General features: G+C 61.0%; 19 protein-coding genes. 12 read left to right on the top strand and 7 right to left on the bottom strand.

The window, feature by feature from the left end:
- Positions 1–42: 42 nt before the first annotated feature.
- Entirely contained in the window at positions 43–723 is a 681-nt protein-coding gene (phoU, locus tag OP10G_RS21505) for a phosphate signaling complex protein PhoU (protein WP_038473539.1), read from the top strand.
- Between the two features lies 1 nt (position 724).
- Here the strand turns inward: phoU and rbsK are convergent, their stop codons facing one another.
- The gene (gene rbsK, locus OP10G_RS21500) at positions 725–1,645 is read right to left on the bottom strand and encodes a ribokinase (protein ID WP_025228372.1); all 921 of its coding nucleotides are present in this window, start codon (positions 1,643–1,645) and stop codon (positions 725–727) included.
- 22 nt (positions 1,646–1,667) lie between these two features.
- Here rbsK and OP10G_RS21495 point away from each other — a divergent pair, with 22 nt between their 5' ends.
- The 3 genes from OP10G_RS21495 to OP10G_RS21485 all read left to right on the top strand — a co-directional run bounded on the left by OP10G_RS21495 (position 1,668) and on the right by OP10G_RS21485 (position 3,912).
- Positions 1,668–2,072 carry an FKBP-type peptidyl-prolyl cis-trans isomerase gene (locus OP10G_RS21495; RefSeq protein WP_025228373.1) on the top strand — a complete coding sequence of 135 codons (405 nt, stop codon included), beginning with the start codon at positions 1,668–1,670 and terminating at the stop codon, positions 2,070–2,072.
- Between the two features lie 218 nt (positions 2,073–2,290).
- Complete coding sequence (locus OP10G_RS21490) at positions 2,291–3,163, top strand: ABC transporter permease (protein WP_025228374.1); 873 nt, start codon at positions 2,291–2,293, stop codon at positions 3,161–3,163.
- A complete protein-coding gene (locus OP10G_RS21485) occupies positions 3,160–3,912 on the top strand; it encodes an ABC transporter ATP-binding protein (RefSeq protein WP_025228375.1) in 753 nt (250 codons plus the stop codon). The genes OP10G_RS21490 and OP10G_RS21485 overlap by 4 nt, the downstream gene beginning before the upstream one ends.
- Here the strand turns inward: OP10G_RS21485 and OP10G_RS25295 are convergent.
- The gene (locus tag OP10G_RS25295; RefSeq protein WP_025228376.1) at positions 3,836–4,798 is read right to left on the bottom strand and encodes a glycosyltransferase family 2 protein; all 963 of its coding nucleotides are present in this window, start codon (positions 4,796–4,798) and stop codon (positions 3,836–3,838) included. The two genes, OP10G_RS21485 and OP10G_RS25295, sit on opposite strands and share 77 nt — an antisense overlap.
- A gap of 25 nt (positions 4,799–4,823) precedes the next feature.
- Between OP10G_RS25295 and greA the strand changes: the two genes are divergently transcribed.
- The 6 genes from greA to OP10G_RS21450 all read left to right on the top strand — a co-directional run bounded on the left by greA (position 4,824) and on the right by OP10G_RS21450 (position 8,919).
- Positions 4,824–5,294 carry a transcription elongation factor GreA gene (gene greA / locus OP10G_RS21475; protein WP_025228377.1) on the top strand — a complete coding sequence of 157 codons (471 nt, stop codon included), beginning with the start codon at positions 4,824–4,826 and terminating at the stop codon, positions 5,292–5,294.
- 4 nt (positions 5,295–5,298) lie between these two features.
- The gene (locus tag OP10G_RS21470; protein ID WP_025228378.1) at positions 5,299–5,955 is read left to right on the top strand and encodes a hypothetical protein; all 657 of its coding nucleotides are present in this window, start codon (positions 5,299–5,301) and stop codon (positions 5,953–5,955) included.
- A 327-nt stretch (positions 5,956–6,282) separates the two neighbouring features.
- The gene (locus OP10G_RS21465) at positions 6,283–6,858 is read left to right on the top strand and encodes an RNA polymerase sigma factor (protein ID WP_038476355.1); all 576 of its coding nucleotides are present in this window, start codon (positions 6,283–6,285) and stop codon (positions 6,856–6,858) included.
- The gene (locus OP10G_RS21460) at positions 6,855–7,655 is read left to right on the top strand and encodes an anti-sigma factor family protein (RefSeq protein WP_025228380.1); all 801 of its coding nucleotides are present in this window, start codon (positions 6,855–6,857) and stop codon (positions 7,653–7,655) included. Before OP10G_RS21465 ends, OP10G_RS21460 begins: the two co-directional genes overlap by 4 nt.
- Positions 7,636–8,676, top strand: a complete 1,041-nt coding sequence (locus OP10G_RS21455) for a PDZ domain-containing protein (RefSeq protein ID WP_025228381.1) — start codon at positions 7,636–7,638, stop codon at positions 8,674–8,676. Before OP10G_RS21460 ends, OP10G_RS21455 begins: the two co-directional genes overlap by 20 nt.
- Positions 8,677–8,712: 36 nt before the next feature.
- Positions 8,713–8,919: a hypothetical protein gene (locus OP10G_RS21450; RefSeq protein ID WP_038473536.1), complete on the top strand. Its 207-nt coding sequence runs from the start codon at positions 8,713–8,715 to the stop codon at positions 8,917–8,919.
- A 162-nt stretch (positions 8,920–9,081) separates the two neighbouring features.
- On the opposite strand, the gene OP10G_RS21445 is transcribed toward OP10G_RS21450, so the two are convergent.
- From OP10G_RS21445 to OP10G_RS21435, 3 genes are all read right to left on the bottom strand, one after another.
- Positions 9,082–10,353 (bottom strand): hypothetical protein, encoded by a 1,272-nt coding sequence (locus tag OP10G_RS21445; protein ID WP_025228383.1) that lies wholly within the window; start codon positions 10,351–10,353, stop codon positions 9,082–9,084.
- 123 nt (positions 10,354–10,476) lie between these two features.
- The gene (locus OP10G_RS21440; RefSeq protein WP_025228384.1) at positions 10,477–12,024 is read right to left on the bottom strand and encodes an ankyrin repeat domain-containing protein; all 1,548 of its coding nucleotides are present in this window, start codon (positions 12,022–12,024) and stop codon (positions 10,477–10,479) included.
- A 251-nt stretch (positions 12,025–12,275) separates the two neighbouring features.
- Positions 12,276–13,214, bottom strand: coding sequence for a prepilin-type N-terminal cleavage/methylation domain-containing protein (locus OP10G_RS21435; RefSeq protein WP_025228385.1), 939 nt, complete (start codon positions 13,212–13,214; stop codon positions 12,276–12,278).
- 183 nt (positions 13,215–13,397) lie between these two features.
- On the opposite strand from OP10G_RS21435, the gene OP10G_RS21430 reads away from it, so the two are divergent.
- Positions 13,398–13,715, top strand: coding sequence for a hypothetical protein (locus OP10G_RS21430; protein WP_144241301.1), 318 nt, complete (start codon positions 13,398–13,400; stop codon positions 13,713–13,715).
- A 2-nt stretch (positions 13,716–13,717) separates the two neighbouring features.
- The gene (locus tag OP10G_RS21425) at positions 13,718–16,084 is read left to right on the top strand and encodes an alkaline phosphatase family protein (protein WP_025228387.1); all 2,367 of its coding nucleotides are present in this window, start codon (positions 13,718–13,720) and stop codon (positions 16,082–16,084) included.
- 38 nt (positions 16,085–16,122) lie between these two features.
- Here the strand turns inward: OP10G_RS21425 and OP10G_RS21420 are convergent, their stop codons facing one another.
- Both OP10G_RS21420 and OP10G_RS21415 read right to left on the bottom strand, forming a co-directional pair.
- Positions 16,123–16,776, bottom strand: a complete 654-nt coding sequence (locus OP10G_RS21420; RefSeq protein ID WP_025228388.1) for an ArsR/SmtB family transcription factor — start codon at positions 16,774–16,776, stop codon at positions 16,123–16,125.
- Positions 16,773–17,084 (bottom strand): NIPSNAP family protein, encoded by a 312-nt coding sequence (locus OP10G_RS21415; protein ID WP_025228389.1) that lies wholly within the window; start codon positions 17,082–17,084, stop codon positions 16,773–16,775. The genes OP10G_RS21420 and OP10G_RS21415 overlap by 4 nt, the downstream gene beginning before the upstream one ends.
- Between the last annotated feature and the right edge of the window lie 158 nt (positions 17,085–17,242).

Here is a 17,242-nt window from a genome sequence, read left to right as displayed (position 1 = left end):
GCGCGGCCAGGAATCGTAACGCGTACTCTGATCGTCAGAACAATGTCAGTGGCGATTATTGGAGCGGCGCGTCAAGCGTATAACGACGAGCTACATCAGCTTGAACACGACTTGCTAGAAATGGCAAGTCTGGCGGCGGCTATGGTCGAGGATGCCGCGAAGGCGCTGTCGCGCCTGGACGCAGAGCTGGCTCTGAATGTGATCAAGCGGGACGACGAAGTCGATATTCGCGATATCGCGATCGAAGAGCGTTGCGTGCGGCTCCTCGCGCTTCAGCAGCCGATGGCGGGCGATCTGCGGACGATCGGCACCGCGATGAAGATGATCACCGATATCGAGCGGATCGGCGACCTCGCCGTGGATATCGCCAAGATCACCTTGAAGATAGAAAAAGAGTACGGCGAGGTCGGCTTTATCGACCTGCCCCGAATGGCGGATTGCGCGCTCGCGATGGTTCGCGAAGCGCTTCAAGCCTACGTTCACCGCGACCTGGAGCGGGTGAAGGCCGTCTGCGAACGGGATGAGGAAGTAGACGATCAATACCGGGCGCTCAGAGGCCAAATCTTCCAAAACATGCGCGAGCGGCCGGATCTCGTCGTCTCCGACGGCTGGTTGCTACTCGCCATTCACCATGTGGAGCGGATCGCCGACCACGCGGTGAATATCGCCGAGCGGGTTCACTTCATGGTGACCGGCGACTTCAAGCAGCTCACCGGCGAGTAGCTCACAAGAGTTCGCTCGCCGCCTCTCGCACTTCGCGCATCGTCGGCATCGAGGATTGCGCGCCGGTTTTTTGGGTCGATAACGCTCCCACCACGTTGGCGAGAAGGATCGCATTGTCGATGTCCCGCCCTTCCGAAAGGAAGAACGCCAAGGCGCCGTTAAAGGCGTCTCCGGCGGCGGTAGTGTCCACCGGGCGAACTTCGAGAGTGGGAAAGCGCTGGCCGAACTGCGGGGTGGCAAGGAAACATCCGTGCTCGCCGAGGGTGATTACGACGTTACGAACGCCCTTTGCGAATAGCTTGTCGGCGGCGGCGAGGCAGTCCTCGTCGGTAACCGGGCGGATGCCGGTGAGGAATTCGGTCTCGGTTTCGTTTGGCGTCAGGTAGTCGACCCTTTGGAGTAGGGAGTCGGGAAGGTCGCGCGCCGGGGCGGGGTTGAGGATGAAGAGCTTGTCGGCCGGAAGCTTTGCGGCGGCGGCCTCCACCGCTTCGAGCGGCACTTCCAATTGAGCGAGGAGGATTTCGGGGCCGACCTCCTCGATTTCGCCCTCGACTTCGTCGGCGTAAAGGTGTCCGTTTGCGCCGGGCGACACCACGATCGTGTTCCGGCCCTCGGAATCGACGGTGATGACGGCTACTCCCGAAACCAGGGTGGGATCGACGATCACCGAGCCGGTATCCACCCCGCAGACGCCAAGGGAGTGGAGGAGCTCGCGGCCGAACGCGTCCGCTCCAACTTTCGCCAAGAATCTAGGCTTTCCGCCGAGTTTCCCGGCCGCTGCCGCTTGGTTGGCGCCCTTGCCTCCCGGATTTGTGGCGAAGCTTTCGCCTATGATCGTCTCTCCGATCTCGGGGAAACGGGCGGTACGGACGACTAAATCCATATTCGCGCTACCAATTACCATCACTCGGCCCTTGTGCATCGTCCCTGAATTAGACCCACACATGGACGTGCTCCCGCTGCTTCTTCCACTTTTTGTCCTCCCAGGAGCCGATGCCTTGTCGCCCGTCGACGTGATGACCGACGGCGAGACGCTCCTCGTCGACCGCTCGGTCGGCGAGGGGCTTCCGGTCGAGGCCGGGGAGATCGCCACCATTCACTACGCACTGGTCGAGGAAGGGGGGAAGGAACTGGCGGACACCACGTTGCGAGGGTTGCCGTTCGCGTTCAAAGTCGCCTCATCTACCCCACTTGTCGATCTTCTGGAGGGGATGCGCGCGGGTGGGGAGCGCACGGTCTATATGTCGAGCAATCTTTTGCGGTCCGCGGAGACCAATCTTCTTCCCAGAGACACGGATTTGGTGCTGAACATTCGGTTGGTGTCAGTGAAGCCGTTCCGGAAGACGTAGCGTCGGCGCCCCCGCCGATGATTCGGCGTACTCCCTACATCGGGCGCGGGCTACACGTCCTTCGGACGTAGCGTCGGCGTCCTCGCCGATGATTCGGTGTACTTCGTACACCGGGCGCAGGTACGAGCCAACCTGCGGCTACACGTCCTTCGGATGTAGGGGAGCCGGTCTGGAGACCGGCGGTCCGTGGGTCGGAAGGGCAAAGGTAGACTCAATCGATGCTGGACGAACTTAGGGAGCTGTGGAAATTCCGCGAGCTTCTTTTGGTGATGGTTCAGCGCGATCTGAAGATCCGGTACAAGAATTCGGCGCTTGGATTTTTCTGGTCGCTGCTTAATCCGATCATCACGGTCATCGTGATGACGTTCGTGATCAAGAACTTCATGTACTCGGGGGCGCCGAGCATCAGCGCGTACATTCTCGCCGCGTACCTGCCGTTCACGTTTTTCCAGCTTTCGGTGATGGACTCGGCCCAGTCGGTGCTGGGGGCGATGCTGCTTATTAAGAAGATCTACTTCCCGCGGGAGATCTTGCCGCTCGCTAGCGTGATCAGCAACGTGATCCACTTCGCGTTGGGTCAGCTTGTCTTTTTCGCCTATCTCCTCGTCGTGTACCTCGTTTTCCCCGGCATGTGGCCGTTCCAGATCGGCACGCTCTATCTGCCGCTCTTGATGCTGATCACCTTTTGTTTGGCGCTGGGGTGCGCGTTTTACGTCTCCGCGCTGAACACCTTCTTCGAGGATGTGAAGTACATCGTCGGTGTCCTCCTCTACCTGCTCTTCTTCCTCTGCCCGGTGATGTACTTCACTGAGAAGGTGGCCAACTCCGAAATTAATCGCCACTTTATGGGCGGGGGCGTGATCTACCGACTCTTGAATCTAAACCCTTTGACCGCGCTGATCACCGCCTACCGGAAAACTCTGCTGGCCCCGCCGACCGTGGACATGCTTGGCCCGAAGGGGGACGTGGCGCCATTTCTTCCACTTAACTGGAAATATGTTTGGCTTGCGGCGGCGGTGTCGGTATTCGTGCTGGTTACCGGCTATGCCACCTTCAACCGCTTGAAGTGGAAGTTCGTGGAGCGGCCATGAGAGACGGTCCGATGATCGAGATCCGCGAGCTTCGGAAGGAGTTCTCGATGAGCAGCTCCGGGATCGGCTCGGTAAAAACTCTCCTGCTTTGGTGGAAACGGCGTCAGATCGTGACGTTCGAAGTCCTCAAAGGGATCTCGTTCGATGTGATGCCGGGGGAGTGCGTGGCGGTGGTGGGTCGGAACGGAGCGGGGAAGTCGACGCTCCTCTCGCTGCTTGCCCGGGTCTACAAACCGACCGCGGGCTCGGTGGCGATGCACGGCCGGGTTGCGCCTCTGCTGGAACTCGGCGCGGGATTTCACCCGGACCTTTCGGGTTACGAGAACATCTATTTCAACGCGATCATCCTTGGTCTCACAAGGAAGCAGATCAAGGAGCGGATCGACAAGATCATCGAGTTTTCTGAGCTTGCCAGCCACATCCACGCCCCCACGCGCACCTACTCGAGCGGAATGCTGGCGCGGTTGGGGTTCGCGGTGGCGGTGCATGTGGACGCGGACATCCTCATCGTGGACGAGGTTCTGGCGGTGGGCGACTACGAGTTCGAGCGGAAGTGCTACACGAAGATCGACGAATTTCGCGCCGGCGGGGGCACCATTTTGTTCGTGTCGCACAACATGGAATCGGTCCACCGAGTGGCGGACCGGTGCGTGTGGCTGCATCAGGGGACGATCAAGAAGATTGGTCCGCCGGGCGAGGTGGTGCCGGAGTATGAGTCGACCCCGCTGCCGACCGACGCGGCGCCGTAAGGACTCGCCGCCAGATTCCGACGGCGGTCCGGGATTGTTGCGGCTTCAGGGGAAACGCCGCGGCCCAAACCAGCAGCCGTAGCAGCGCGCCGCCACGGTCGAGGAGTAGGCATATCACCTCCGCGAGCGGCCCGCGATGGATGCGGAAGAAAAGCTCCTTGCCCCAGTTGTAGCGCATGATCCCAACCGCGGGGTCTTTGGCGCTGCTGGAGCCGAGCTCGTGATAGAACTTAGCGGCGGCGTCATAGACGAGGCGTCCGTGGCGGCTCAGGCGGAGGCATAGGTCCGTGTCTTCGCAATACATGAAATAGCGCGGGTCGAACGATTCGAGATTCGGCCGCACCATCAGGCAAGCGCCCATGATTTGGTCGACGGGGACCGGAGCCTGCGTGCGTTCCCATTCTTCGTGCACGGCCGTCGTCCGCCAATATCCGATTCGCAAACCCAGCTTGCGGAAGAGGGGGTCGAGCCAGGTCTGTTCCAAGAACACCTTGGCCAGGGTCAGGCGGCCGGCGATACTTTCTTGAAGGCGACCGTCCAAGTACTGCAGCTCACCTCCGGCGGCCACCACGGCGGGATCGTGACACGCAAGTGCTAGCGTGTCGATAGCGCCTGGGAAAGCGTAGGCGTCGCTGTTCAGGTAAAGGAGCAGGTCCCCGGTAGCGATAGCGGCGGCTTGGTTGTTGGCGACACCAAAGCCGACGTTCCCCGCGTTTACTTGCAGGCGGACATGGGGGAATTCACGTTGCACCATCTCGACCGAACCATCTTCGGAAGCGTTGTCGACGACGACGACTTCGTGATGCGGCTCGATGCACTGGAGGCAGCGGCGTAGCTTCTCGATGGTATTAAAACTGACTACGAGGACGCTAACCCGCTGGGCCATGGCTCGATGCTACAATATCCCTCCAATGTCCAAGGAGATCCAGGTCACTCGCGAAGGGTTCAACAAGCTCCAAAAGGAGCTCGAAGAGCTCAAAGGACCGACTCGGCTGGGAATTGCCGATGCGATCCGCGAGGCAAAAGCGCACGGCGACTTAAAGGAAAACGCCGCCTACCACGAGGCAAAGCTAAATCAGACCCGCTTAGAAAGCCGCATCGCAGACCTCGAGAAGGCGCTCCAACTGGCCAAGATCGTGGAGCGCCCGGAGGTCGCGGGGAGCACCGCGGCACTGGGATCGGTCGTCAAGCTTTACGATATCGAATTCGACGAGGAAATCACGGTGACGCTGGTTGGGTCGTTCGAAGCCGATCCGGCGAAGAATCTCATTTCGATGAGCTCGCCGCTGGGCGAGTCGATTTTAGGCCGGGCGGTGGGCGACGAAGTGTCGGTCGACACTCCCGGTGGTACGAACCGCTACAAGATCCTTGGAGTGAATTAACGTCATGAGGCGTGTCGCGTTCCTCGCCCTGCCGCTCTTTTTGTTCGGCTGCCAGGGGAGCGATGCGCCGACGGCCTCCGAAGGAGCATCAAAAGTCACCGAGCCGGTGGTCGAGGCTCCCCAGGCGATCCCCAAGGATAACGAGATCGCGCTCTACAACGGCGACCAATCGGTCACGCTGGGCAGTCTTCCGCGAAACGCCTTCGAAGTCTTTCCGGGCCGGGACGCGGTCGTCGACAAGAAGCTACCGGCGGGATTCGCGGAGCCGTATGGAGCCTCGCATTGGGAGGATGGACACGATCGCGGGTTCGGTGTGATCACTTACAACGGGCGCGTAGTCTCCGCCATGTACCAGGAAAACCAAGCGACTGCCAGCCGGTTCGACGAACTGGTCGCCCTCCATCAAAAACAGTTGAGCAAAATAACGCCCGAGTCGTTCGAAGGACCCCGCGTTCGGTATCGATTCTGGGAAAGCGGCGGCGTACGGCTGATGATTTGCGAGTTCCAGGGAACCGACAAGGGAATCAAGGTGACGGCCGCACTTGGGGTGGACAACGTGATGGATGCGCTGGGGGCATCCAAAGAGCACGCCAAGGAGAGCATTCGGACCATCGACGCCACCCTCCAAGGCCACAGTAGCCCCCCAGTCAAAACCCCTTGAACTTTTCCGCCTCGGGAAACGTAGATATCATTACTCTTAACAGAGGGAGGTGGTGCTACAGAATGATTAACGAACGTATGTGCCAGGGGGGTTGTGGGTTTTAGCGACCCGCAATCGTAAAGAGAAGCGGTTCGCAATGAACCCTCCTCCCTGGTAAAAAACAGGAAATCCGACGCCCCGGCAATTGCCGGGGCGTTTTTTGTTGCGGGTCACCCTTATGCGGGACCACTGGGTCCGAAACCGTAACTCCCCACTTTTTGCCACGTCAGATACGAAAACATGGTAGAAAGCACCGTGATGCGGTTTGATGCGTCCGTTACAGGGCGCATGGATTTAGACACCGACGTCGCTCTGGTTACTCGAGCGAGAGATGGGGACTTTGGGGCGTTCGAACAGTTGTTCGAGCGGCACCGATCCCTGGTGTACCGTTTCGCCTACCAAATGACATCGCGGCGCGACGATGCGGAAGACATCGTCCAAGAGGCGTTCGTGCGCGCCTATCAAAATCTGCACCGCTATCGCGACGAAGCGAAGTTCACCACGTGGCTCTTGCGGATCGTGACGAACCTCTGCACCGACCAAGCCCGCATGTCGCAACGGCGCACCGCGCTGGAGCAGCAAGAGGCGATGGGCGCGCTCGATTGGATGACGATCGGCGATACCGAGGATCCGGTGCAGAACTTGGAGGCGGAGCGGCGTAAGAAAGCTCTACGGAGCGCACTGAACGCCCTTCCGGTCCATCACCGCTCCGTGATCGTCCTGCGCGACATCGAAGAGAGGGAGTATCCGGATATCGCATCGATTCTGGGATGCACGGTTGGGGGAGCAAAGTTGAGAGTGTTGCGCGCCAGACGCGCGCTGAGAGATCGAATCGCCCCACTTTTGGGCGAGGAAAACAAATGAACGGCAAGTTTGAAGAGAAGCTGGCGAGACTGGCATTCGGGGATATGAGCTCCGAGGAGTCGTCGCAGGTCGAGGCCCAGATCGGAAGCGACCCGGCGGCCCGACGCGCCCTCGCGGAGTTCCGCGATATGCGCGAAGGGCTGCGCGGCCTGGCGGAGGTTCCGGACCATCAGCTTTCCAACGAGCGGCTTCGCGACGCCATCCTTGCGCGTGGGCTTCGCCCCGAGGCGAAGCGAGAGGAGCCGAAAGGGCTTGGCGCGGGCTGGATCTGGATGCCGGTGGCGGCGCTGTCGCTCGGCTTCGGCCTCATGATGCTTCGGCCCCGGGCGAATTCGGGCGAGCCGCAGGTCGTGCTTTCCCCCAGCAGCGTCGCGAGCCGCAATCTCGGCTTCGACAGCAATCCGATGGGAAGTGCGTCGAGTACGATGGTGGCGAAGAACGAAACCGCCCCGAAGATTTCGGCGGCTCCGGTTGCGGTGACGAAGAAACCGGAACCGCTTAAGCCAATTTTTGCGTCGAATCGTCGGCGGCGGTATCACTCGCCCCACTTCACGTCGGACGCGATTCCGCTGAGGGTGGACGGGTGGAAGGACAACAATAAAGAGGACGGGCCCGTCGCGTTGGTGGGCAACACCTCGGCTCCGTCGCGAGTCCCCGCGGCGGCAACCAATAAGCCGGCGGACCCAGCGAGTGCTTCGACCCCGATCGTCTTGATCGACATGAACCCGGACGCCTCCACGGGCGCTCCTACCGCGACGGAGGTCGGTACAGCCAGTAATGTTCTTATCGGTGGTTAGCCTCGGCGTCGCACTGATCCGTAACGATCTCCAGATCGGCCGTCTCACCGGAAGGGAGCAGGCGATTTGGCGAAAGATGGAGCCGTCGATCGCCACGCTGGTTGATGAAGACCGCCCGCTTGGCGCGGCAGCGCTTATCAGCGACTCCGGACTGTTTGTGGCCTCTCGGGCCGCCGTTCGCGGGGAGTCGATGACGGCGCGTCTGAAATCGGGTCGCAATGTTCAGATGACCGTGCTGGCGCGCGACGGCTCAACCGGCCTCGTGCTGCTACAAGCGGCGCCCTGGGTTGCCGGGCAGGCCCGGCCGTTCGTCGCCCCCAACGCCCCCGAGCAACCGGGCGTCACGCTGTTGGCTATCTTGGGAACTGGGCCGATCCGGGCGCAGTGCGTTTCGACGCGGCACTACGGGGTCATCGGTAAGGCTCGTCGGTTCGTGCCGCTCACGGAATTCCGCTTCGAGGCGCCGGCCGAATTGATCGGCGCGGCGTTGGTCGTGTGCGAGGACGGCGAGATCGTCGGCTCACTCAACGCGACGCTACGGCGGCAGGAGAACCAGACTCAACAGGGTTTGGGCCAACAAGCGTTTGTTTCTCAGGAAAAGATCCCACCGGTACTGCGCGGTTTGCCGGGCTTGGCTCAGCAGAGCACATATGGGCCGGGCGAGCTGACCGTCGCTTATACGGTTGGCAGCGAAGTGGTTCGGCAGGTCATCAACGGGTTTTTGTCGCCCGACCACAAGGTCAATCTTCCCTCGCTCGGGCTGATCTGTAAGGACAACATCGGCGGCGGGGCGATCGTGGAGTTTGTTGCTCCGGGTTCCTCGGCCGATCGGGCAGGAATCCGCGTCGGCGATATCATCCAGGACATTGCGGGGCAGACGATTCGCGACCAGGTCACCTTTGCCCGGGTCATGCTCAACCAGCGGGTGGGGGCAAAGATCGCGATCCGCACTTCGCGCGGCAACATCGTCCAGATCCGCGATGCGGTGGTGGGCCGAGCGGAAGACGAGACGCTTCCGTAGCCCTTGGCGCTTTTCCTGGGGCATGATTAGGGCAAGATGACGCCCGACTCTGCCGACCAGATGATCGCCGGTCTCCTCAACACGATGAACCGGGGCCAGTACATGCTCCTCGTGACCGCGATCGAGCGGCTGGGCGGGAACCTCAGGGTCGACGCCAGCGACCTTGCCGCATGGGAAACCGTCGACTTGCCGATCATGCGAGTCGACGCCTCGGATGGTCCGGTAATCCTTAGCCTCAGCTAGTGGCACTGGCATCTTGCCAGTGGGTCCCAGGGGCATCCTGCCCCTGGCCCTTTTCCCACGACCAGGATGGTCGCGGGGTTCATCGGCTGGGAGCCGATGCTACGTTTACACGACCGGGATGGTCGTGAGACGCATGGGCAGGAAGCCGATGCCACGCCGAGACTAGAAGCCTTGTTCGGCTCGTATCTGCTCCTGTTCTTTCAGCAGGGTCCGGCGCAGTTTGAGGTGTTTTTCGTAGGTTTTGGCGAGGGAGTTTACGGCGCGCAGTTGATCGTCGGCGAGGCGGCTGAACTGCTCGACGCGTGCCGTTGCTTCATGCGCCGAGAGACCGGTGTAGAGAAGGCTCGTGTAGATCTCGGCGTTCGCCTTCACCAGTTTCAGCATCGGGGTTTGGACAAAAAGCGACAGGCAGGAGCTGGCCGCTTCCCAGTATTTCTCCCGGGCGGCTCCCTCGGCGATGTTTCCGTAGTCGACGAGCTTTCCGATCCTCTCGATCATATGCCGGTCGGTACGGATCGCCTTCACTACGGCGTTGCCTTCCGACCAGCCGCCCAGGATCGCCTTCACTCGGTCCGGCGGGGTTCCGGTGTTGACCAAGATTTCCTTGATCTTCCGAAGCTTGGCTTGCGTCATCGCCTGCTTACTGGAGCTGTTGATCGCCATCGAATCGATCGCTAGGCTTAGGCCAAAGCCGTACGCTTGCTGCTTTCCCTCCTCGCGAGCTTCTTCCGCTTGGAACGCCATCTTCTCGACGTCCTCGTGGAAACCGGGGAGCTTGCTTCCGTAGCGGCCGATGGACATTCGGTCGCGTTGAATTTGGGGTTTTAGGTGCTCAAGCTCGGCCTCGATCTTGGCAAGCCTTACTCCTCCGTTGGCATAGTTGGTGAAGGCGCGAAGATCGTCGAGCCAGCCGCTCCAGATCTTTTCGCGGCGGTTGACGTAGTCGATCTTCCAGTCGTTCAGTCGCTTTTCTTCTGTGGAGAGTCGCGCCATCCAGGCAAGTCCCTTCGCCCGCCAGGTGTCGAGGAGGCGTCCCCAGACGGCCATCTGAGATGCGTTCTCTTTGGTTAGCGGCGTCGAACCATAGGCGGCACAACTGGCCTCGTATTTGGCGCCGTCTTCGTCGTAATTCTTGAAGTCGTCGGCAAAGGCCTGCGAGTCGGATACGAGTCGCTTTGCCTCCGCGACCAGAGGGTGGCTGCCCGTCTGCACCTGGATCTTGAACTCTTTGACCACCTTGAACCGGCTATCGATCAGTTTGCGGTAACGGTTTGTGGCCGGTAAATGAGCGTCCACATCGGCTAGCGCCGCCGTTGCGGCATCGAACTCGGGAGGATCGCCCGGATAGATGGCAGGGAGGTCTTGGCCGGCGGCCGGTGCGCGCACAGCCGCGAATGCAAAGCAGAGCAGAATGGCAAGACGCGGTATGCCCATAACGGCATAATAGGTTCGAATGAAAATTTTGAAGTAGCAACAATCCTCTCCCCGAGGCTCTCGGAGAGAGGGTCGAACAGCTTCCGGATCATCGGCGAGGACGCCGACGCTACGCGGGACTGATTAACTAGGTGGTAACGAGGAGCGAATTGCCTCGACAATGTCGGGGGAATGGTCGGGATTGGTCATCTGCTCAAGGGCGTCCTCCACCGACGAACCGGCTTTGATAAGCTGCCTGACGACGCCGGCGTGGTCCGATGAGGGGCTCCGATGGTGAACCGAACCGAAGCAAGCCCACCCGATCGGAGCGGCGTGGTGCTCGCCGTCTCGAATATCCAGCGGAGCGCCGCTGGCGATGAGGACCTTTGCCGCGTCGGTCTGGCCCCGAAGGGCGGCGAAGTGGAGGGGCGTAAACCCATCCTTGCCGTCCAATCGGAAACCTGCCGCGATCAAACCTCTGAGCCCGTCGGCTCGACCGGTTTCCGCAAACTGTCGCATCAGATCGTCGCCTTCGGAACTCAACCGCGTCGCGATTTCCGGTTCCTCGGCCACTGCCTTGCGGATCAGCGGCACGTCGTTGCTCGCGCACGCGGCCAGGAACTGGTGGTCGCGAGAGGGCTCCTGCCGGATTCCCCGCGACTCTAATAACCGAAGGGCGGCTTGGTTCCCGGAAGCGAAGGCAACTTGGTAGGGCGTATTGCCGAACTTGTCCCGGGCGGCGGGGTCGGCGCCGTGGTCGAGCAACAAACCGATCAGCGTCGACTCGTTCGTATAGCGGCAGGCGCTGTGCAGAGGGGTTTCGCTCGTGTCGCCACAGCGAACGTTTGGATCGGCTCCGTGCTCCAGAAGCCAGGTTGCCCCACGTAGGTTCGCGGGCGCGCTCTCGTAGTACTCCCGGTAGTAGAAGAGAAAACATAGGTGAGAACTCGGCGGGCCGAACTCGGCGCCGTGTTCTCCCAGGAGTTCCAAGATGTCCGTGCGTCCCTTTTCGGCCGAGTGGTAGATCGACTCGCCGTCGTTCGGCTCGGCGCCGCGCTCTAGTAAGAGCCTGACGATGTCGATATGCTGCGACTCTGCGGCCGCGCCATAGAGGACGGGGATCTTTGCTTCTCCCCGGTACCGCAGGTAGGTGTTTGGGTCCGCGCCGCGATCTAGCAGATCGCGAGCGCACTCCAATTGCGCCGCGTATCGATCGGGGCAGACGGCGTGAATGCGGGAGTACGCGACGTACTCGATCGGAGTCATACCGCCGGGGCCGAGCGTCTGGCCAGGATCGACATGGCGAACCAGGTCGACCTCGGCAGAGACCAGGGCGCAGGCTGCGCTGAATCGGGGAAGCGAGGGATACAGCTCAATGAGACGCCGAACCCGATCCGGCATATCGTCGATAGCGGCGGCGACGAATTGTGCCTCGATTTCCGGGGTGATCCCCTCTCGCGCTCTAACCTCTTCCACGTGGGCAATTAGCTTGGCCCAACTCGGGAATCCATACTCGCGGGCGACGACCGACTGAGCGTCGTGAAGCGCTACGGCGTTTTGTTTTAGTCCGGGTAGGTGCTCGACGAAGCGAGCGGACGCTTCGGGTACGCCTTGACGGAACTCGGAGAGGAGAGACTTCGCCTGCTCGCGAAGGTGGTCCAGGTTCGGACGGGGCGGTAACTGTTTTGACATACGACCTCCATGCAACTTGCCCGAGATCCGCAATCAGGCCGCATAAAGGTTGTCGATGTGCTACCGAAGCATTCTTTGCCAGAGGGTTGAACCCTTCCCGCGGATCCGGAGGCGTCTGAGACCGCCGAGGTCCATTATACATTTAAGGGGGATGCTCTCCAAGGCGGAAGGCGGAAGGCGGAAGGCGGAAGAGTCGGGAGTAATAATGTTTCGTGGAGGGAGCCGGCGTGGGCTCCCTCCACGGGCGTGGTTTACCAGGTGCGGCCGGACAGGGTCGAGCAGGCAGCGCCTTTGGGGCAGTAGCCGGCGCTGTCGGTTTCCGGGAAGGTGTAGATACCGCGCTGTTGGTAATCCCACATCACCTGTCGCTGAGGAACCGTTGCTCCGTTGACCGTGAATGCCGGATCTTTCGCGAACTTGGCGTGGCCGTCGGTGAAGGTCCAGTTCCGGCCGCCGAGGTGACGAGCGCCGCGCTCCCATCGGCCGGTGCCGTTTCCGTTGTTGCCGTAGCCCGGCGCGATGTACCAGCCGGCGAAGCTGCCGCCGGATGCGAGGCGGGCCGAACCTACGTCCGCTGAGAAGAACACGTTGGCCGGGCTGGCGATCTCCGTCATCGAGCGACCCTTCGCGGTCGTGGTTCCGCGGGGAACGTCGTATGCACGGGCGACGAAGTAGTTGCCGGCATACGAAACCGGGAACACCTTCGTCATCGCGCCGGGGACGCTACGGATGCCGGAATAAGCGCCCGGAACGCCGAAGGCAAGGAGTTGCGCTTCGTAGCAGAACGATCCTTCCTTGCCCCAAACCCCTTTGTCGGGGTCGGCCGCGTCGGCTACGATCTGGAGGTTCTTTTCATACGGCTGAATGGCGAGAGGGAATGCATAAACTCCGGACCAAAAAGCGTCGTTGACGGAGGCGGACGTACCGTCGTGAGTCTCGGTCGGTCGCGAACAGGGGCCATCCCAACCGGTTTCTGGGAGGATGTCGTCGTTGTCCCCGGCATAGAGTTGGATCCCGACCCCGATCTGCTTCTGGTTCGAGAGCGAGTTGATCTTCTTGGCCGCGGCCTTGGCCTGCGCGAAGACTGGGAAAAGGATGGCGGCGAGAATAGCGATGATTGCGATGACCACCAACAACTCGATCAGCGTGAAAGCGCCCGACGAGCGTGGTGAAATTAGTTTGGATTGCATCTGTCCTCCTGCGCCGGCCCGGACAGGTCCTGGGTCGACGGGGAGATTCTTCGTCTGCGAGATTGTCGGACCGTAAAGAAACCGGTATCCCAACGACCTCTTAAATCAAACCTAACAGCACCTTCGCAAACTTGGCCGGTTGGTATTCCCATGGCCTATTTGACACGATCGAAAGCTCAGATCATGCTCCTCTCGTCCCTTCTGTTTCTGCCCGGATGTTCGGGCAAGCCGGCCCCCGACGCCTATATGACGACCTCGCCGGTCGGTCTATGGGTTGGAGCTAGAGATTCCGGCACGAGCGTCGACATCCAAGAAGGGGGATATTTCAAGCTAACGCGAGCGGGGCGTGAGATTCTTGGCGCCTGGAAACCTTCGAGTCCGGGCAAACTAGGGGTAACCCTCGATGGGCAGACGTACGAAATGGCGTTCGAGCGGAGAGATCTTTCGCTCAAACTAACCTTGCCTGGCGATTCTCACCCGACCCAATTTGGACAGATGTAAGCATGGCCAAACGACAACTCCGCACTCTCGTCACCCTGACCGCGATCGGCCTCCTAGTCCTTTTCGCTTTCGCGTCCGCCATGCAGCGTGGCGTGCGTGTCTTTCTTCCGAGCGGTTGGGGTCTTGCCCCGGTAGGCACTCAAACTCCGGTGGGCGACATGCTGGCCGGAGGAGAGGCGAGTCCGAACGGTAAGTGGATCGCGTTCGCTTCGGTCGGACAGGGAGTTCACAAGGTTTTTCTGTTGGACCGAGCGACCGGCGCGTTAGTAGACACCGCCTCGATTGGCAAGGGTTGGATTGGCCTGGGATGGTCCACCGACTCGGCAACGCTTTACGTGAGCGGGGGGACCGCATCGCAGATCGTGCGGCTAAACGTGGGATCCGGCGGCAAGCTCGAGGCGAGAGAGCCGATTCCGGTTCCGGGGATCTCCGCCAACAAGGGATGGCTCGCGGGTTTGGCGGTCGACGATAAGAACGCGTACATCGCGGTTTCCGCTTCAGACAAGTTGCTGAAGATCGATCTCGCCACGAATGTGGTCACCGGTGAGGCCGTTTTCGAAGACGGCGACACTCCCTATCAAGTCCGTTTTGCCCGCGGAGGACGTCTCATCGTTTCGCTGCAAGGGGCAGCGAAGGTTGCGGAGGTCGATACCGACGCGATGCGGGTGGTGAGGACGATTCCCACCGGCCGCCACCCTAACGATATGCTCGTCTCCGGAGAGCGGCTTTTCGTGGCTTGCGGCAACGACGATACCGTCGATGTGTTAGACCTCCACACCGGCACCCGGGAAGAGCGAATCCTTGTCCGGCCGTGGCCCGACGCTCCCGCCGGGTCGACACCGCATGCACTGGCGATCACCCCGGACGGAAAGCGGCTTTATGTGGCCAATAGCGACAATAACGCGGTAGCGGTTCTGAACGTCGAGCGACGAGGGCTTACCGAGACGCTCGGATTTATTCCGACCGCCGCCTACCCTTGTGCCCTCGCCACTCTCGCCGATGGGAAGCACCTCCTGATCGGTTCCGGAAAAGGGTTTGGGACAGGCCCCAACGATAAGACAGCGTCGATCAATCCCGACTCGGGCGCGGGTTATCCGTACATCGTCACCCAGCTCAATGGAATCATCTTCAACGTGGATCTCTCCGATCCGAGCCGGCTACGGGATATGACCAAGACCGTCTTGAACGTCTCGAAGTATCGGCCGAACATGATCGACCATCCGTTCCAAGCTCCTCCCGCGGGTTCCAATCCGATCCCGAGCCGGTTGGGCGACCGGTCTCCGATCAAGCACGTTCTCTACATCATCAAGGAAAACCGAACTTACGACCAGGTGTTCGGCAGCCTTAAGAAGGGAGGCAAACCGTACGGGAACGGGGATCCTCGGCTGACGCTTTTCGGCGACGACGTCGCCCCGAATCATGCGGAGCTGGCTCGGCAATACGTGCTGCTCGACAATCTGTATGCGAGCGGGGAAGTCTCAGTTGACGGCCACCACTGGACGAACGGCGCGTACGTACCCGACTTTATGCAACGCACATGGCCTCAGGAGTACAGCGGAAAGGGAAGCCCGCGGCTAACCGCTTCGCTTGCGGAAACGCCGACCGGCCGGATCTGGGACCACGTGCGCCGCGCCGGTCTCAGCTACCGGACTTACTACTATCACACGATGGATCATTCGAATACGGAATGGGCGGCGGCCCGCGCGAAGGGGATCCGCGATTCGGATTCGGTCGACATCTTCATTCGGGAATTCAAAGAGTTCGAGCGGGCCGGCACGGTGCCTAACTTTATGGTGATGGCGCTCAGCGAAGACCACACGACCGGTACGCGTCCCGGCAAATTCACGCCGAAGGCTTGCGTCGCATCGAACGACATCGGGATCGGGAAGGTGGTCGAGGCGATCTCGAGTAGCTCGCTCTGGAAAGAATTCGCCATCTTCATCATCGAAGACGATGCGCAGAACGGCGCCGACCATGTGGATTCGCATCGCACCGTCGGCTTGGTCGTTTCGCCCTACACCCGCAACACCGGGGTCGACAGCACTCCGTACACCACCACCTCGATGCTTCGCACGATGGAGCTGATCTTGGGCGCCACTCCGATGACGCAGTACGACGCCGCCGCCACGCCAATGTACCGGTCGTTCCACTCTAGGCCCGACCTGACCCCGTATCGGTCGCGACGGCCCTCGATCGACATCACCGCCAAGAACCCGCGGGCCAAGGAGCCACCGTTGCTGGCGAGCATCGACTTCTCCGAGCCCGATCAACTGACCGCCGCCCAGGAGCTCGCTCTCAACGACGCGATTTGGCACAGCGTCAAGGGTCCGACGCCATATCCCGGCGCCACCCGGCGATTCGGTAGGTAGGTTGTCGGGAACGTGGCACTGGCAGGAAGCCAGGGCCACTAGAGGCCAAAGGATTGCAGGCACTCTTCGCCGACTGGGGTGACGGTTAGGCTGCGAGGGATATCTCCTCGCGTGACCCAGCCCCGGTCTAGCAGCCGGCTTAGCAGTGCGGCTCCGAGGGAGCCGCCGATATGCGGAACTCGTTCAGTCCAGTCGATGCAGGCCCGCGCCAGCGGGCGGCGCTTCGCCTTAAGCGCGGCGACGTCGATGCCGAACTCGGTAAAAAACTCGAATCCAGAGGGGGAAACGGTGAAACGGTCTCCTTCTAAGCGGACGAACTCTCTCGCTTCGAGTCCCTTCCGCAAACGGATGCCAAAGCGGCCGGCGAGATGATCGTAGCAAGAGCGGCACTCGGCAAGCGGGCGAGCGGCCCTCAGCGAGGCTGGCGATAGGGAGCCGATCGACTCCAGTAACTCCGCTATTTCAGGTCCGGCCAGGCCGTGGTATCGGCACCGCCCGATTTGGGTCACCGTGACGAGACCTCCCTCCACGAGAGCGGCCAGGTGGTGGCTGGCGGTCGAGGGGGAAACGTGCGCGATCGCCGCGAGATCGGAAGCTGGATGCACTCGTCCATCCATCATTGCGAGGAGCATCTCCGCCCTCGCCGGATCGGCCAAGAGGGAAGCGATCGTCGTTAGAGAATTCGGCGTCATGTCGACTCCGCGCGTCGCAGAAAGGTCCGCTCTTCGCTGAGGATGAACTTCGACTCCTGGGCGATCCTGAAATTCTCGGCTCCTTCGGGGTCGGCCTTCAACCGAGACCGGTAAGCCTCGTAGGCGGCGAGGCTCTCAAACCCGATCATCGCCAGGGCCACATTATTCGTCCCCTCGTGCGGCAAGAAGTACCCGAGCAAATCACCCCCACATCTCGGAATGATTGTCCCCCATCTCCTCGCGTATCGCTCAAACTCGTCCAGTTTAAACGGATCGATAACGTACCGGATGCAGCAAGTGATCGCCATACGGTCATGCTGGGCGGCTGAGCCGCGAAAACGGTTTGATGCGGATCGAACCGTTTTCGCCGCTAAAAGCCACGGGTGCGGACGAAAACCGGGTTTGTTACTTGACCTTAACCCACGGTCCGGCTAATAGCGCCGGTTTTTGTCCGGACCACGATGCT

This window comes from Fimbriimonas ginsengisoli Gsoil 348, from assembly GCF_000724625.1.
GTDB lineage: Bacteria > Armatimonadota > Fimbriimonadia > Fimbriimonadales > Fimbriimonadaceae > Fimbriimonas > Fimbriimonas ginsengisoli.
Note: the sequence above shows the minus strand (reverse complement) of the source record. Positions and strands in the feature narration are given on the sequence as shown.

Excerpts from the sequence above, each read along its gene's own strand:
- phoU (WP_038473539.1), top strand. The coding sequence starts at position 43 with ATGTCAGTGGCGATTATTGGAGCGGCGCGTCAAGCGTATAACGACGAG.
- rbsK (WP_025228372.1), bottom strand. The coding sequence starts at position 1,645 with ATGCACAAGGGCCGAGTGATGGTAATTGGTAGCGCGAATATGGATTTA.
- OP10G_RS21495 (WP_025228373.1), top strand. The coding sequence starts at position 1,668 with ATGGACGTGCTCCCGCTGCTTCTTCCACTTTTTGTCCTCCCAGGAGCC.
- OP10G_RS21490 (WP_025228374.1), top strand. The coding sequence starts at position 2,291 with ATGCTGGACGAACTTAGGGAGCTGTGGAAATTCCGCGAGCTTCTTTTG.
- OP10G_RS21485 (WP_025228375.1), top strand. The coding sequence starts at position 3,160 with ATGAGAGACGGTCCGATGATCGAGATCCGCGAGCTTCGGAAGGAGTTC.
- OP10G_RS25295 (WP_025228376.1), bottom strand. The coding sequence starts at position 4,798 with ATGGCCCAGCGGGTTAGCGTCCTCGTAGTCAGTTTTAATACCATCGAG.
- greA (WP_025228377.1), top strand. The coding sequence starts at position 4,824 with ATGTCCAAGGAGATCCAGGTCACTCGCGAAGGGTTCAACAAGCTCCAA.
- OP10G_RS21470 (WP_025228378.1), top strand. The coding sequence starts at position 5,299 with ATGAGGCGTGTCGCGTTCCTCGCCCTGCCGCTCTTTTTGTTCGGCTGC.
- OP10G_RS21465 (WP_038476355.1), top strand. The coding sequence starts at position 6,283 with ATGGATTTAGACACCGACGTCGCTCTGGTTACTCGAGCGAGAGATGGG.
- OP10G_RS21460 (WP_025228380.1), top strand. The coding sequence starts at position 6,855 with ATGAACGGCAAGTTTGAAGAGAAGCTGGCGAGACTGGCATTCGGGGAT.
- OP10G_RS21455 (WP_025228381.1), top strand. The coding sequence starts at position 7,636 with ATGTTCTTATCGGTGGTTAGCCTCGGCGTCGCACTGATCCGTAACGAT.
- OP10G_RS21450 (WP_038473536.1), top strand. The coding sequence starts at position 8,713 with ATGACGCCCGACTCTGCCGACCAGATGATCGCCGGTCTCCTCAACACG.
- OP10G_RS21445 (WP_025228383.1), bottom strand. The coding sequence starts at position 10,353 with ATGGGCATACCGCGTCTTGCCATTCTGCTCTGCTTTGCATTCGCGGCT.
- OP10G_RS21440 (WP_025228384.1), bottom strand. The coding sequence starts at position 12,024 with ATGTCAAAACAGTTACCGCCCCGTCCGAACCTGGACCACCTTCGCGAG.
- OP10G_RS21435 (WP_025228385.1), bottom strand. The coding sequence starts at position 13,214 with ATGCAATCCAAACTAATTTCACCACGCTCGTCGGGCGCTTTCACGCTG.
- OP10G_RS21430 (WP_144241301.1), top strand. The coding sequence starts at position 13,398 with ATGCTCCTCTCGTCCCTTCTGTTTCTGCCCGGATGTTCGGGCAAGCCG.
- OP10G_RS21425 (WP_025228387.1), top strand. The coding sequence starts at position 13,718 with ATGGCCAAACGACAACTCCGCACTCTCGTCACCCTGACCGCGATCGGC.
- OP10G_RS21420 (WP_025228388.1), bottom strand. The coding sequence starts at position 16,776 with ATGACGCCGAATTCTCTAACGACGATCGCTTCCCTCTTGGCCGATCCG.
- OP10G_RS21415 (WP_025228389.1), bottom strand. The coding sequence starts at position 17,084 with ATGGCGATCACTTGCTGCATCCGGTACGTTATCGATCCGTTTAAACTG.